The organism is Mesorhizobium sp. M0615 (assembly GCF_040320805.1).
In the GTDB taxonomy this organism is placed as follows: Bacteria; Pseudomonadota; Alphaproteobacteria; order Rhizobiales; family Rhizobiaceae; genus Mesorhizobium.
Window position 1 is genome coordinate 57,251 of the sequence record NZ_JAMYQI010000013.1, and the last position, 14,538, is coordinate 71,788.

The 14,538-nt window shown below is 65.0% G+C and carries 11 protein-coding genes; 5 read left to right on the forward strand and 6 right to left on the reverse strand.

Annotation, left to right across the window (positions count from 1 at the left end; translation table 11 throughout):
• Positions 1 to 170: 170 nt before the first annotated feature.
• From NKI46_RS22990 to NKI46_RS23000, 3 genes are read right to left on the reverse strand one after another with little or no spacing between them, the layout of a single operon-like run.
• Complete coding sequence (locus NKI46_RS22990; RefSeq protein ID WP_352748051.1) at positions 171 to 3,443, reverse strand: error-prone DNA polymerase; 3,273 nt, start codon at positions 3,441 to 3,443, stop codon at positions 171 to 173.
• Positions 3,440 to 4,918: a DUF6504 family protein gene (locus NKI46_RS22995; protein WP_023740131.1), complete on the reverse strand. Its 1,479-nt coding sequence runs from the start codon at positions 4,916 to 4,918 to the stop codon at positions 3,440 to 3,442. Before NKI46_RS22995 ends, NKI46_RS22990 begins: the two co-directional genes overlap by 4 nt.
• The gene (locus NKI46_RS23000; protein WP_023740130.1) at positions 4,860 to 5,897 is read right to left on the reverse strand and encodes an ImuA family protein; all 1,038 of its coding nucleotides are present in this window, start codon (positions 5,895 to 5,897) and stop codon (positions 4,860 to 4,862) included. Before NKI46_RS23000 ends, NKI46_RS22995 begins: the two co-directional genes overlap by 59 nt.
• Positions 5,898 to 6,126: 229 nt before the next feature.
• On the opposite strand from NKI46_RS23000, the gene NKI46_RS23005 reads away from it, so the two are divergent.
• Complete coding sequence (locus NKI46_RS23005) at positions 6,127 to 6,549, forward strand: metallopeptidase family protein (protein ID WP_023702572.1); 423 nt, start codon at positions 6,127 to 6,129, stop codon at positions 6,547 to 6,549.
• 163 nt (positions 6,550 to 6,712) lie between these two features.
• Here the strand turns inward: NKI46_RS23005 and NKI46_RS23010 are convergent, their stop codons facing one another.
• Positions 6,713 to 6,919, reverse strand: coding sequence for a DUF1737 domain-containing protein (locus NKI46_RS23010; protein WP_023673921.1), 207 nt, complete (start codon positions 6,917 to 6,919; stop codon positions 6,713 to 6,715).
• Between the two features lie 63 nt (positions 6,920 to 6,982).
• Complete coding sequence (locus tag NKI46_RS23015) at positions 6,983 to 7,879, reverse strand: HpcH/HpaI aldolase/citrate lyase family protein (protein ID WP_023740129.1); 897 nt, start codon at positions 7,877 to 7,879, stop codon at positions 6,983 to 6,985.
• A 622-nt stretch (positions 7,880 to 8,501) separates the two neighbouring features.
• On the opposite strand from NKI46_RS23015, the gene NKI46_RS23020 reads away from it, so the two are divergent.
• Genes NKI46_RS23020 through NKI46_RS23035 form a run of 4 tightly spaced genes read left to right on the forward strand, consistent with a single transcriptional unit; the run spans position 8,502 to position 13,501 of the window.
• Entirely contained in the window at positions 8,502 to 10,028 is a 1,527-nt protein-coding gene (locus tag NKI46_RS23020) for a DUF4153 domain-containing protein (RefSeq protein ID WP_023740128.1), read from the forward strand.
• A 4-nt stretch (positions 10,029 to 10,032) separates the two neighbouring features.
• Positions 10,033 to 10,728, forward strand: a complete 696-nt coding sequence (locus tag NKI46_RS23025) for a response regulator transcription factor (RefSeq protein ID WP_023736741.1) — start codon at positions 10,033 to 10,035, stop codon at positions 10,726 to 10,728.
• Positions 10,716 to 12,311 (forward strand): sensor histidine kinase, encoded by a 1,596-nt coding sequence (locus tag NKI46_RS23030; RefSeq protein ID WP_023740127.1) that lies wholly within the window; start codon positions 10,716 to 10,718, stop codon positions 12,309 to 12,311. Before NKI46_RS23025 ends, NKI46_RS23030 begins: the two co-directional genes overlap by 13 nt.
• A gap of 23 nt (positions 12,312 to 12,334) precedes the next feature.
• Positions 12,335 to 13,501, forward strand: coding sequence for an NAD(P)/FAD-dependent oxidoreductase (locus NKI46_RS23035; RefSeq protein WP_352460674.1), 1,167 nt, complete (start codon positions 12,335 to 12,337; stop codon positions 13,499 to 13,501).
• Positions 13,502 to 13,709: 208 nt separating this feature from the next.
• Here the strand turns inward: NKI46_RS23035 and NKI46_RS23040 are convergent, their stop codons facing one another.
• Positions 13,710 to 14,441, reverse strand: coding sequence for a DUF72 domain-containing protein (locus NKI46_RS23040; RefSeq protein ID WP_023742083.1), 732 nt, complete (start codon positions 14,439 to 14,441; stop codon positions 13,710 to 13,712).
• Positions 14,442 to 14,538 lie beyond the last annotated feature (97 nt).

The window sequence follows — 14,538 nt, forward strand, 5'->3', positions numbered from 1 at the left end:
CCCCACAAGGAGGGAGATTGCTTGTCGCTCCCGCTTCGCCAGTCTTTATTGTTGAAAAATTGGCTGGATGGCGAAGCCGCCGATCTCCCCCAAGTGTGGGGAGATGCCCGGCAGGGCAGAGCAGGGCGCGAAGGATCATCGTCGCTTCGCATTCGATGAATAAGCTGCGCCTACTGAAAATTCCGCCCCTTGGGCATGACCCTTTCAGCTTTGTCCGAGAGGGTGGCAATGTCGGGCCGGGCAGCCGGCGTCATCTCTTCCAGCAGCACCGTCAGCCACGGCGTCAAATCCTCGATCTTTTCGGCGACGATGTGGATGACGTCGGATTCCGACTGCAGCTTGCCGGTGACCTTGACGAAGCGCGCGCCCATGACGATGGGCCGGAAACGGGTAAAGGTCCGCTCCCAGAAAATGACGTTGGCGACGGCCTTGTCGTCTTCCAGCGTCAGGAAGATCGCATTGCCCTTGCCGGGCCGCTGCCGCACCAGCACCAGGCCGGCGACCGAGACCCGCCTGCCGTCGCGCACCGAGCCGAGATTGGCATTGGGAATGACGCCGGCGCGGTCGAGCCGCTCGCGCAGGAAGGCGACCGGATGCGCCTTCAGCGACAGGCCGAGCGCGCGGTAGTCGTGGATGACGTGCTCGCCGAGCGGCATTGTCGGCAGTTTTGTCTCGGGCTCGAGTTCGCGCAGCCGGATCGCCGGCTGGTCGAACAGCGGCAGCCGTTCGGCGGCGCTCTTGCCATCCAGCGCGCGCACCGCCCACAAGGCTTCACGACGATCGAGGCCGAGCGAGCGGAAGGCGTCAGCCTGCGCCAGTCTTTCGATTTCGCCGACATTGAGGCCCGAGCGCAGCCACACATCCCTGACGCTTGTATAGCCGGCGCCGCGCCGCGCGGTGAAAGCTTCCATACGCTTCTCGGCCAAGCCCTTGATCTGACGGAAGCCAAGCCGGACGGCGTACCGGGTCTTGATGACACCGCGCATTTCGGCATGGCGCCCCAGGATGCGGCCCGGATCGAATTGGGCTTTCTCCAGGGTGCAGTCCCAGTCGGAAAAATTGACGTCGACGTCGCGGATATCGACGCCATGGTCGCGCGCGTCGCGCACCAGCTGGGCCGGCTGGTAAAACCCCATCGGCTGCGAATTCAGGATCGCGGCGCAGAACACGTCGGGATAAAAGGTCTTGAACCAGCAGGAGGCATAGACGAGCAAAGCGAAGGAGGCGGCGTGGCTTTCGGGAAAGCCGTATTCGCCGAAGCCTTCGATCTGCTTGAAGCAGCGCTCGGCGAAGTCCTTGGTGTATCCCTTGCCGACCATGCCGTCGATCATGCGCTGGCGGTAATTGCCGATGGTGCCGGTGCGCTTGAAGGTGGCCATGGCGCGGCGTAGTTCGTCGGCTTCGCCGGGTTTGAAACCACCGGCGACGATTGCAATATTCATCGCCTGTTCCTGAAACAGCGGCACGCCGAGTGTCTTCTTGAGAATAGCCTCCAGCTCTGGCTTTTGATATTCAGCCGCTTCCTTGCCCTGCCGACGGCGCAGATAGGGGTGCACCATGTCGCCCTGGATCGGGCCGGGCCGCACGATCGCCACCTCGATGACCAGGTCGTAGAATTCGCGCGGGCGTAGACGCGGCAGCATCGACATCTGCGCGCGCGATTCGATCTGGAAGACGCCGAGCGTGTCGGCGCGGCAGATCATGTCGTACACGTCGTTCTCTTCCGGCGGCAGGGTGGCCAGCACATAGGGTCGGCCGTAATCATCCCGGGCCTTCGGATAATGGTCGGTGAGCAAGGTGAAGGCGCGCTTCAGGCAGGTCAGCATGCCAAGCGCTAGAATATCCACCTTCAGGATCTTCACCGCGTCGAGATCGTCCTTATCCCACTCGACCATCTTGCGCGCCTCCATCGCCGTCTTGACGATGGGGACGATCTCGTCGAGCCGGTCGCGGGTAATGACGAAGCCGCCGACATGCTGCGACAGATGCCGGGGAAAGCCCATGATCTCGTTGGCGTGGGCGATCACGTGACGGGTCGAGGTCTCGTTGCGGTCGAGGCCGCCGGCATGCGCCTCCTTCTCGCCGAGCTCCGAGGTCGACCAGCCCCAGATCGAACTGGAGAGCGCAATGCGGACATCGTCCGACAGGCCCATGGCCTTGGCCACCTCACGCAGCGCCGAGCGGCCGCGATAGCTGATGACGGCGGCAGCCAGCGCGGTGCGCTTGGCGCTGTATTTGGAGTAGATGTACTGGATCACCTCCTCACGCCGCTCATGCTCGAAATCGACGTCGATGTCGGGCGGCTCGTTGCGCTCCTCGGAAATGAAGCGCTCGAACAACGTGTCGATGCGCTCGGGGCCGACCTCGGTGATGCCGATGCAGTAGCAGACGATCGAGTTGGCGGCCGAGCCTCTGCCCTGGCACAGAATGCCCTCATTGCGGGCGAACTGGACGATGTCGTAAACGGTCAGGAAATAGCGCGCATAATTCAGACGCTCGATCAGAGCGAGCTCCTCACTGATGCGCTGCAAGACGGAAGCGGGGACGCCCGCCGGATAGCGCGTGGCGGCCCCCTCCCTGGCCAGACGCTCTAGCTCGGCCTGCGGCCCAAGCCCTGATTGCGTCGGCTCGTCGGGATAATTGTACTGGAGGTCGCTGAGCGAGAAGGTCAGTTCGCCGGCAAAGCGCAGCGTCTCGGCCAGCGCCCGTGGATGGCGGCGGAAGAGACGGGCCATTTCCAGCGGCGGCTTCAGATGGCGCTCGGCGTTGGCCGTCAGCTCCAGCCCGACCTCGGCGACCGGCAAATTGAGGCGGATGGCGGTGAGCACATCTTGCAGCGAGCGGCGCTCGGCGCTGTGATAAAGCACGTCGTTGGTCGCCATCAGCGGCACGCCGGCGATGTCCGCCATGCCCGCCGCCTGCTCGATGCGGAAACGGTCATTGCCGCGATAATCCGGCGCCATGCCTAGCCGCAAATTAGCGCCGAAACGGTCTTTCAGTTGACGGACCAATGCCAGGGGATCGTCGGCATTCGCCGAGAGATCCGGCAGCACCGCCAGCGACAGCAGGTCGCCCCATTCGAGCAGGTCGCTGCGCTGGAGAAGGGTCGCGCCCTTCTCGTTTTCATCGCGCAAATTGGCTTGCGTCAGCATGCGGCAGAGATGGCCCCAGCCCTTGCGGTTCTGCGGATAGGCGAGAATGTCCGGCGTGCCGTCGCCGAACACCAGGCGGCAACCGGGGTGATAGGCGAGCTTCTCGACCTTGGCCTGCTGCCAGGCGCGCACGACGCCGGCCACCGTGTTGCGGTCTGCCAGTCCGATCGAGGAAAAGCCGAGGAATTTGGCCGCCACCACCAGCTCCTCCGGCTTGGAGGCGCCGCGCAGGAAGGAGAAGTTCGACTGGATGCCGAATTCCGCATAGGGGATGACGGTCAGCGCGTTCATGCGAAGACCCCATGCATGAACCAGCGCGGCGGCACCTGCGGGTTGCCATAGAGGCCTTGCCGGTAGAGCCAGTAGCGGCGGCCGTCGGCATCCTCGATCCGGAAATAGTCACGCGTCGATGTGAGCGGATCGCTTGACGTTTCACGCCACCATTCCGGCGCGATGCGTTCCGGCCCCTCGGCGCGCGCGACCCGGTAGAGCGCGCGGCGCCAGCGGAAATTCATCGGCGGACCCTCAGGCATTTCGGTGGCCGGCACCTCGATCGGCTCGGGCGAACGGAACAGCCGGATCGGCCGTTCCGGCGGGAAGATGGTTGCGCGCGGCGCGTCTTTCGAGCCCGGCTTCCTGAGCGGTGTTTTGCGTTGTGGCGCTTCCGAGAACGGGATGGTGGCGATGGCGCGCTCCGGCAGATGGCTCTCGAGGGCGACCGGTTTCAGCACCGCACTGTCGCCGAGCCTGGCGCGGATGCGGTCGGCAAAGAGTGCCATGTCGGCGCCGTCATCCTCGGCCTCGCCGGTCAAATCGGCCTGCTGCATGTCGAAGCCGGCGGCCGCCAGCACCGAAAGCCGAACCAGGTCGAAGCCGTAGCCGGCATCGATGTCCTGTTCGAGCGCGGCCAGCCGCTCATGGAACAGGCGCTGGATCAGCTTCGGTTCGCGCAGCGGACGCGAGGTGCCGACAGCGATGCGGCTGACGGCGCCGTCGACGCGAAACAACAGCAGCGCCAGCATCCTTGCGCCCTCGCCGCGGCGTTCGAGATCGGCCTTCAGCGTCACCGCCAGCAAGAGCACCAGCCGTTCGATCTCGGCGGTCAGCACGACCGGCTCGGCCAGGTGGCGTTCGACCGAAAGCGAGGCCACCGGCAGGCGCGGCGATACCGCCTCGTCGAGGCGGCCGAGCGCCTGGTCAAGACGCAACAGCAAGGTCGCGCCGAAACGGCGGGCGAGCGGCGCTCGCGGCGCTGCCATGACCGCGCCGGCGGTGCGCAGACCGACGCTTTCCAGGCTGGCGCGGATATCGGCCTCGATGCGCAGTGCGGCCAGCGGCAAGGGGGCGAGCAGCGCTTCCTCCTCGCCGGAGACAACGATGCGGTCGCCGCAAAAGCGCGCTGCCGCCCAGGCTGCACCCGGCGTCGCGGCCAACCCGGCGCGGACATCGAAACCCTGCTGGAAAAACCGCGCAAGGATGTCGTCCAGCATGGCGCGCTCGCCGCCGAACAGGTGGGTACAGCCGGTGACGTCGAGATAAAGCCCGTCGACGCCGTCAAGCGCCACCAGCGGCGTATAGCGGTCGCACCAGTCGGCGAGGCCTTCGAGCAGCCGGCGGTCGGCCTCCGGATCGGCCTCGACAATGTCGATCGAGGGATGCATGGCACGGGCGTCGGCAATGCCCATGCCAGGCTTCAGATGCAGCGCCTCAGCCCGCTCGTCGAGGGCCGATATGCGCTGGGCGTTGCGGTCGCGATGGCTGATCACGAGCGGGAAATGATCCGAAGGCCGGGAACGCCACGACCGTCCCAGGCGCTGGCGCAGGATCCGTTCGGCCGCCAGATGCGGGAACCACAGCGACAGAATTCTCTGGCCGTTTTTCGCGGGGCTTTCTTTCTTCGAATGCGTGTTCATCGGGGTTCCACTCCAGTGTGAATTGTCCAGGCAGAGCGGTGCGGCTCTTGCCGATGCTGACGGTGAAGGCAGGGTGGCCGATCGACCCGGCAAGCGGCCCGGCGATCGTCCGGCGCGATGTCGCTGGTGCAGCCGACACGATGAGGCGCACCGGGGCGGCGGTCGGCTCGGCTTCGCCGGCCTGGCGCAGCAGGAATACCGGCCGGCCGGCGTTTTGGGCGCGCGCGTGCAGCCGGCGCGTCGCGGTGAGGTCGAGCCGCTGCGGGCTGCCACGGATTTCGAGGATGATTGCGGCGAGCGCCGTCATCTTGGCGGCCTCCTCGGCTACCCACAGCGCATCGGTGAGTTTCGGCGCCTCGGAAAACAGCAACTGCTCCGGTGCGATACCGAACATGCCCTGCAATCCCCTGGCATAGGGAAAGCCGGCCTCGCGAAAAATCTCCGACGTGCCGATCCACAGCACGGGCAAGGGCTGGCCCTTGAGGATCAGGCTGACAAGCGACAGCACAAAGCCTGCGACGGCCCCGGCATTGCGGGTCTCAAGGCCATGGATTTCGCTCAAGGCAGCTTTCGGAAGGCCGCCGCTGAGGGCCGCATCGAGGCGTTCGATGCCGGTGGCCAGGAAAGCATCCGGCGAAGCTGCGGCAAGCCCGCGCCGGATGATGGTAACATCGGAATCGGGTTCAGGCGCGGCGTGGAGACAGCCCTCAGCACGCGCACGAGGTCGCTCGCCGGCCGGCACGGCCAGGCGCTCGGGCAGCGTTCCCTCGATCTTCGCGATCTGGCGGCGCAGGGCAAAAACAGTCTCCCGCGCCACGGCTGATGTCGCCATGACGGTCAATTTCTCTCATAATTGTTCCTGTTATGTTCCTATAGATTCCAGAGGGTGCCGAAAGAGTCAAGCGGAGTCAGAAGGAATTTATTCCTTGATCAAAGGTGGCGAGGCCAACCTTGGACTTTGGTCGCAGCCATTCGGCGCAAAGAAACAGTCATCGGCCAGGTACCCGTCCATTTGCCGAGTCCGGAGGGAAAGCCTATATGCCGGGATCAAAGGACAAAGCATGGCCCGCATCTACAAGACCCGCACCTGGCACGATGAACTCTCGCCCTCGATCGAGGAGATGGAGTTTCTGGCGCTGGAGGCGTACGCGCATCTGCCCGACGATTTCCGCAAGCTGACCGGCGAGATCGTCATCATGATCGCCGAATTCCCGACCGACGAGATCATGGACGATCTGTCGCTGGAGACGCCGTTCGATCTGCTTGGCCTGTTCGAGGGCCGCGGCATCGCCGAGCGCTGGAACCCGCAGACCGGCGAAGGCCCGAACCGCATCACCCTCTACCGCCGCGCCATCCTCGACTACTGGGCCGAGAACGAAGAGACGCTGGGCGACATCGTCACCCACGTGCTGATCCACGAGATCGGCCACCATTTCGGCCTGTCGGATGATGATATGGAGAAAATCGAAGAGGCGGCGGAGTGAGGCTGCGCCGATATTCAGGTGAAGCCGGCCTGCGAACGGCAGCTTCCTGCGCTTCCGGTGCTCGCGTACTTTAAGTACGCTCCGCTCCGGTTCTCGGAAACCACTGTTCTCGGCTCGGCCTGACCTGAATCTCGACACAGCCTGCGTCCGTGCCTGGCAAAGCCTACCAGTCGCTCAGCTTGGTATCCGGCCCGTATTCCTGGCCGTCGATATCCTTCACCACCGCCTGGCCGCAGCGCATCGATTTGGTCTTCTTGTCATAGGCGTAGGTCGGCGAGCCGTACAAATGCCAGCCCTTGTTCAGCGCCGCGGTTACCTTGTGACAGAAGGTGGAATCATCGGGGGCGGACAGAAAGCGGTAGAGTCTCATGGGTCAGGTCCTGTCGTAAGTTCTGTCTTGTAGGGCGGGGTATTCCGAAGCCGGCTTAGGCAATCATGCGCCGATGGCGGCGGCCTTCGCCAGCAATTTCTCGGCCTGCGCCAGATGCAGCCGCTCGACCATCCTGCCGTTCAGAGCAATCACGCCCTTGCCGGCATTTTCCGGCAAGGCGAAGGCATCCTTCACCGCATGCGCCTCGGCGAGAGCTTCGGGCGCGGGCGCAAAGGCGCGGTTGGTGGTTTCGATCTGGGCGGGGTGGATCAGCGTCTTGCCATCGAACCCCATGGCAGCGGCTTCCGTGCATTCGCGCGCAAACGCGTCGAGGTCGCGAAAATCGTTGGAGACGCCGTCGAGCATGTCGATGCTGCCGGCCCGCGCCGCCAGCACCATCTGCATCAGCCAGGGCACAAGATAGCGGCGGTCGGGCGTCGCCAGAATGCCGGTTTCCTTGACCAGATCGTTCGTTCCGGCAACGAAACAAACTAAGCGCGAGGCCGGGTCGCGGCCGAGTTCGGCGATGGCGCCGATGTTGAGCATCGCCTTGGGCGTCTCGATCATCGCCCAGAGCTTGACGCTGTCGGGGGCAAAATTATCGTCGAGCACGTCGCCGACTTCCAGAATGTCGCGCGGCGTGGCGACTTTGGACAACAGGATGCCGTCGGGCTCCAATTTTGCCGCGGCGAGCAGGTCTTCAGTGCCCCATTCGCTGGACAGCGCGTTGACGCGCACGATCATCTCGCAACGCCGCCCATGGTGATTGGCAACTGGCCGGCTGGCGAAGATGCCGGCCAGTTTGTCCCGCGCCGCAATCTTGTCGGCGGGCGCGACGGCGTCTTCGAGGTCGATGATCACGGCGTCGCAGGCCAGCGTCGCGATCTTGGCCAGCGCCTTGTCGTTGGAGGCCGGGACGTAAAGCACCGAGCGGCGCGGGCAGTAGAGTTCGCTTGTCATCGCCGATCTATGCCGCGTGGGGGCGGGTGAGGCAAGAGTGCGGACGACCGGTTCCTGATATCGAGCCAACCGCGAAAGCTTGCGCTTGCCCCGCCCGTCCCGCAGCAGTTGCGGAAGGGGGCCTTTCCTCTCCCCCGTCGATCGGGGGAGAGGTGTCGAGCAAAGCTGGACGGGGGTCGACCCTTGGGCGCAAGGCGAGCAATGCGCTCAGTGCCCTTCCGATGTCCGTTCGCGGCGATTGCCAGGTGGTTCCCCCACTCCGTCTCGGCTTCGCCGAGCCACCTCTCCCCCTCCGGAGGGAGAGGAAAGGAGCCTGGCTGGGACAGCGCCAACGTCCGGAAAGATGGCGGGCAGCGCCCCGGCCGTAAGCGCAGGTCCTGCACGAAAACTGCACATCCCTGCGGAAAACCTCCTCCGCTCCGCCCCGCCGTTTCCATGCGAGCCCGCGACAAGGCGGCATGCAACAGCGAAACCGTTGGTCCTTGCCCTATCGCCTGCGCAGCGAAAGCTGGTGGTTGGTGGATCCGCCCCGGACGGAGGCCCGCCCTTACCTGGAAGCGAGCCTGCTCCCTTTTATCCGCCCACCGGCCGAGCGGACCAGGCCCGTCAGGAAAATCCGCGCATGACATCGTTTGCAAGCTTTTCCAGCCGCTTCGGCATCGCCGTCCTGCTCGTCGCCCTGGCGGATTTTTTCTTCTATGGCCAGCCCGCCGGGATCACTGTCCTGCTGTTTGCCATCCTGATCGCCGGCGCGGTGGTCGCTGTGCATCCTGCCGCGCTGAATTCCACCCGACCCTGGCTCAAGCTGGCCGCTTTGTTCGTCGCGCTGCTGCCGCTGGCCGAGAACGTCAGCCCGCTGTCGGTGGCGATAGCTGTCGTGGCGCTGGTGGTGTTTGCGCTGTCCCTGTCCGGGCGGCTGCGGCACGGCATCGCCCGCATTGCCGGCCAGGTCGCGCTGTTCCTGCTGGCGGCGCCGCTGCGCCTTATCCGTGACTTTTTCCAATGGCGCCGCACGGTGCGCCGGCTTGGCGGCCGCCGCATCCGCCTGGCGTCCATCATCGTCTGGGTGATGCCGGTGACGCTGGGCGCGGTGTTCCTGCTTTTGTTCGGCACCGCCAACCCGGTTATCGAATACTGGCTGTCGCTGATCGACCTGATGAAGCTGCTCGATCTCATCCAGCTGGCGCGGATCGTCTTCTGGCTGCTCGTGCTCGCCGGCGTCTGGGCTTTCCTGCGGCCTCGCCTGCCGCGTTTCCTGCGCCGCCTTCCACCTTTGACGCCGCCTGCAGCCGTGGCCGCACCGGCCGCGACTAAACCAGCGACAACGATCGAGGCCGTCGTCTTCGGCAAGGCCGCGATCCTGCGCGCGCTGATCGTCTTCAACGCCTTGTTTGCGCTGCAGACCGGGCTCGACGCAGCCTATCTCTGGGGTGGGGTCGCCCTGCCGGACGGGTTGAGCTATGCCGCCTATGCCCATCGCGGCGCCTATCCGCTGATCGCCACGGCGCTGCTGGCCGCCGGCTTCGTGCTGGCGGCGCTGCGGCCGGGCAGCGAAACCTCAGGCGATCCGCTGATCCGCCGGCTGGTCTATGCCTGGGTGGCGCAGAACATCGTGCTGGTCATCTCGTCGATTCTCAGGCTCGATCTCTATATCGGCGTCTATGCACTGACCTACTGGCGCATCGCCGCCTTCGTCTGGATGGGGTTGGTGGCGTCAGGGCTTGCACTGATCATTGCCCGCATCGCGCTTGGAAAATCCAACGAATGGCTGCTCTCCGCCAATCTTCTGACGCTATCGGCGACGCTTTATGCCTGCTGCTTCATCAACTTCGCCGCAACGATCGCCAATTTCAATATCGACCATTCCCTTGAAATGACCGGCGACGGCACGCCTATCGATACCGAATATCTGCGCTCGCTCGGCGCTGCCGCCATGCCGGCGCTGGACCGCCTCTACATGCACCAATTCGGAAACCAAACCACCTATCTGGCCGACCAAATGATGATCGACGACACTATCGCCGAGCAGAAGCAGTGGCGCGCCTGGAGCTTTCGCGGCTGGAGGCTCGTGCAGGTTCTCGACAAGAGAGGTCCGCTCGTGCTTCCTCCACCTACCCAGCCCTCGCAACCTTCAGTGCCGGACCGTTAGATCCATGCCGCATCAGATCCTGGTCGCCGACGACGATCCGCACATACGCGAGATCATCTGCTTTGCGCTGGAAAAGGCCGGGATGAAGACGCAGGCCGTGTCCGACGGCGCCGCGGCCCTGCAGGCGATCGAGCGCCGCGTGCCCGATCTCGTCGTGCTCGACATCGGCATGCCGGAGATGGACGGGCTGGAAGTCTGCCGGCGGCTGAGGCAGCGCTCCGACGTGCCGGTTCTGTTCCTGTCCGCGCGCGACGAGGAAATCGACCGCATCCTCGGGCTCGAAATGGGCGGCGACGACTACGTGACGAAACCGTTCAGCCCGCGCGAACTGGTGGCGCGCGTCAACGTCATCCTGCGCCGCGCCCGCCCGGTGGCGCCCGACCCCGCCGACGACAAGAACTTCGCGCATGGCAAGCTCAGCCTGGCGCCGGCCAGCCACGGCGCCAGTTTCGACGGCAAGGCGCTGGCGCTGACGGCGATCGAATTCTCGATCCTCAGGGGATTTCTGGCGCGGCCGGCGCATGTGCTGGGGCGCGATCTGGTGGTGGCCAGCGCCTATGCCGCCAACATCCATGTCGCCGACCGTACCGTCGATAGCCACATCCGCAACATCCGCGCCAAGCTGGCGGCGGCAGGCTGTCTCGACGCCATTGAAACCGTGCATGGCGTCGGTTTCCGGCTTGGCCGATGCGGCGCCTGAGCGACGCCAAATGGATCGGCACCAAATGGCGGCCAAGGCTGGCCACGGTGGTCCTCGCCATCCTCATCATGGTGCTGGCGCTGCCGCTGGTCGGCTTGTTCTTCTTCCGGCTTTATGAAAACCAGCTGATCCGCCAGACCGAGGGCGAGTTGATCGCGCAAGGCGCCGTCATCGCCGCCATCTATGCGCAGAATATCAGTGACGCCGCCATTGCCCCGGAGAAGCTTGGGGTGCCGATGCAGGCTGACAGCGGCGAAGCCAGCCGCGGCGACGACACGCCTTACCAGCCGATCGAGCCTACCCTCGATCTCGCCTCCGACTATTTGCTGCCGACCCGGCCCGCCGGCGTCGCTGCCGCCACCGATCCGGCCTTTGCAGCGATCGGCGCGCGGCTGTCGGGCATTCTCGACACCACGCAGAAAACCACCCTGGCCGGCTTCCGGCTGCTTGACCCGCATGGCGTCGTCATTGCCGGGCGCGACGAGGTCGGCCTGTCGCTGGCCCTTGTAGAGGAGGTGCGCACCGCCCTTACCGGCCACTATGCCAGCGCGCTCAGGCAACGAATTCCCGACCAGCCGCCACCGCCGCTCTATTCGGTCAGCCGCGGCACGAAAGTTCGCGTCTTTGTCGCCATGCCGATCGCGGTCGACGGCCATATCGCCGGCGTGATCTATCTGTCTCGAACGCCGAACAACATCGTCAAGCATCTCTATGGCGAACGCGGCAAGGTGACGCTGGCGGCCATCGCCATGCTGTTCGGCACGCTGCTGATCGCGCTGGTCTTCCTGCGCACCGTGAGCCGGCCGATCTACGCGCTGATGAAGCGCACGAGGCGCATCGCCGCCGGCGACCGCGACGCGATCCGGCCGCTCGACCATCACGGCACGCGCGAAATGGCCGAGCTGTCCGCCGCCTTCCTCGACATGGCGGAAAAGCTGCAGGCGCGCTCCGACTCGATCCAGACCTTTGCCACCCATGTCTCGCACGAGCTCAAATCGCCGCTGACGGCGATCCAGGGCGCGGCCGAACTCTTGCGCGATTCCGGCGAGGCGATGGACGCGGCAGAGCGCAAGCGGTTTTCCGGCAACATCGTCAACGATGCCGGAAGGCTCAATCTGCTGGTACGGCGCCTGCTCGATCTGGCGCGCGCGGAAAACCTGGCGCCGAGCGGCGAAAGCACATCGCTCGATGCGGCGCTGGCATTGCTGCCGGTGGACGGCAGGCTGGCGGTTCGCGTCGAGACGGGCGGCGAAACCGGTCTGCGCATCTCGGCCGAGAATGCGGCGATCGTGCTTGCCAACCTGATCGACAATTCCGCCAGGCACGGCGCGACCCAGGTTTTGCTGGCGGCTGCCAGCGCCGACGGCAAAGTGACGATTGCGATCAGCGATGATGGCGCCGGCATTTCGCCGAGCAACAGGGCGCGCATTTTCGAGCCGTTTTTCACCACGCGGCGCGAGTCCGGCGGCACCGGCATGGGCCTCGGCATCGTGCTGGCCCTCCTGAAAGCGCATGATGGCACGGTCGCGCTGGTTGACTCCGGGCGCGGCACGCGCTTCGAGATTTCCTTGCCAGCCGCGTGAGGGCTGGTGGATCGGAGAACAAAGTGCGCTACGACATCGTCATCATCGGCGGAGCCATCGTCGGCTCCTCGGTCGCCTACTACCTTCGCGAGGAAGGCTTTTCCGGCTCCATCGCGCTGATCGAACGCGACCCGCAATTCGCTCATGCCGCAACGACGCTGTCCATGGCCTCGATCCGTCAGCAATTCTCGATTCCGGAAAATATCCGGCTGTCGCAGTTCACGCTCAACCTGTTCCGGCGGCTGAAGGAGACCTTCGGCACCGACGCCGATATCGGTTTTCGCGAAGGCGGCTATCTCATCCTGGCCGGCGACGCCGGGTTGCCGATCCTGAAAGCCAACCACGAGGCGCAGGTCGCCGAGGGCGCCGACATTCTGCTCGAGGACGCCGACCAGCTGGCAAAGCGCTTTTCATGGCTGTCGACCGAAGGCATCAGCGCCGGCGCCTTCGGCCGTACCGGCGAGGGCTGGTTCGACGCTCATGCCATGTTGACGCTGTTTCGCAAGGCATTGCGTGACAGACAAATAGATTTCATCGCCGCCGATGTCACCGGCATTGAGAGGCAGGGCAACCGCGCCACCGGAGTGGACCTCGACAATGGCGAAAGACTGCAAGCCGGCATCGTCGTCAATGCCGCCGGGCCGAATGCCGGCAGGGTGGCCGGCATGGCGGGACTCGTGCTGCCCGTCGAGCCGCGCAAGCGCAACGTTTTCGTCTTCGAGGCGCGGGAAAAATACGCCGACATGCCGCTGCTGGTCGACCCATCCGGCATCTATGTCCGGCCTGAAGGCTCGGTCTATCTCACCGGCGGCGCCGAGCCGGAGGAGGGCGATGGCCCCGCCGACCCCCGGGATTTCGACGTCGACTGGCCGCTGTTCGAAGAGGTGATCTGGCCCATGCTGGCAACCCGCATCCCCGCCTTCGAGGCGATCAAGCCGACCCGCGCCTGGGCAGGCCATTACGACTACAACACGCTCGACCAGAACGCCGTGGTCGGCCCGCATCCAGAGGTCGGCAATTTCATCTTCGCGAATGGGTTTTCAGGGCATGGGCTGCAGCAGGCGCCGGCCGTCGGCAAGGCGCTGGCGGAGCTGTTGGTGCATGGCGGGTATCGGACGGTGGATTGCTCGGCGTTTGGGTACGAACGGGTGGTCGAAGGGCGGGCGTTTCGGGAATTGAACGTGATTTGAGGCGGGCGGAATAGGATCGCTCTGTCGAGTTCCCGCCCACCCCCTCTGCCCTGCCGGGCATCTCCCCCGCAAGGGGGGAGATTGGCAGCTTCGGCGAAGGCGCCATTCTTGCAACGTCGGCGATTGGCGAAAGCGGTCGCGGCATCTGATCTCCCCCCTTGCGGGGGAGATGGCCGGCAGGCCAGAGGGGGTGCTGTCCCGCGAGAGTCTAAGCAACCATCGCACTGACAGCCATCGCGTTCCCCAGTGCATGCCCGGCGGCCGTGTTGTCGAAAATCCCCCAGACCTCGGCACCGGAAGCGGCCGTTGCTTCCACTTGCCGCGCAAACCGGTCGAGCGTTTCGGTATCGTAACCCGAATGGTAGATGCGCGGCGCGCCGTGCCAGCGGAAATAGGCAAGGCCGGGCCAGCCACCCGGCCCTGCTGCCTCCGGAACCGAAGCCGGGTCGGCGGCGACCCGGGCGACCTGGTGACCGGCCAGCAGTGCGTCCGTCTCGGCACTGAACCAGGTGGGATGGCGCGGCTCGCATGCCAGCCTTGCCCGGATACGCTTGCCCAACATGTCGAAGAAACCGCCGGCGACCTCCGGCTCGAAGGGCAAGCTCGGCGGCAGCTGCACCAGAAGCACGCTCAGCTTTTCGCCGAGACCTTCGACCTGCCCGAGAAAGTCCTCTGTCAGCCCCTCGCAATCGGCGAGGCGATGCTCATGGGTCATGCTCTTCGGTGCCTTGACCGCGAAGCGGAAGTGCTCCGGCACGGCGTGAGCCCAGCGCTCATAGGTCTCGCGGCGGTGCGGCTTGTAGAACGAGGTGTCGATCTCGACGACCGGAAAGCGTTTTCCGTAACGTTCGAGATGCGAACCGGACTGCGGAAACTCAGCCTTGTATCGAGACGGAATTCCCCAGCCGGCGGTGCCTATGAGAGATCGGCGATTTCCCATGCTGGGGATGTGGACCGGATGAAGCGCGGGTCAAGGGCGGCAAGGAGGCGTTGCTCAGCAGGGTCCTGAACACCGTTCCGCATTGCCCGATAACCTT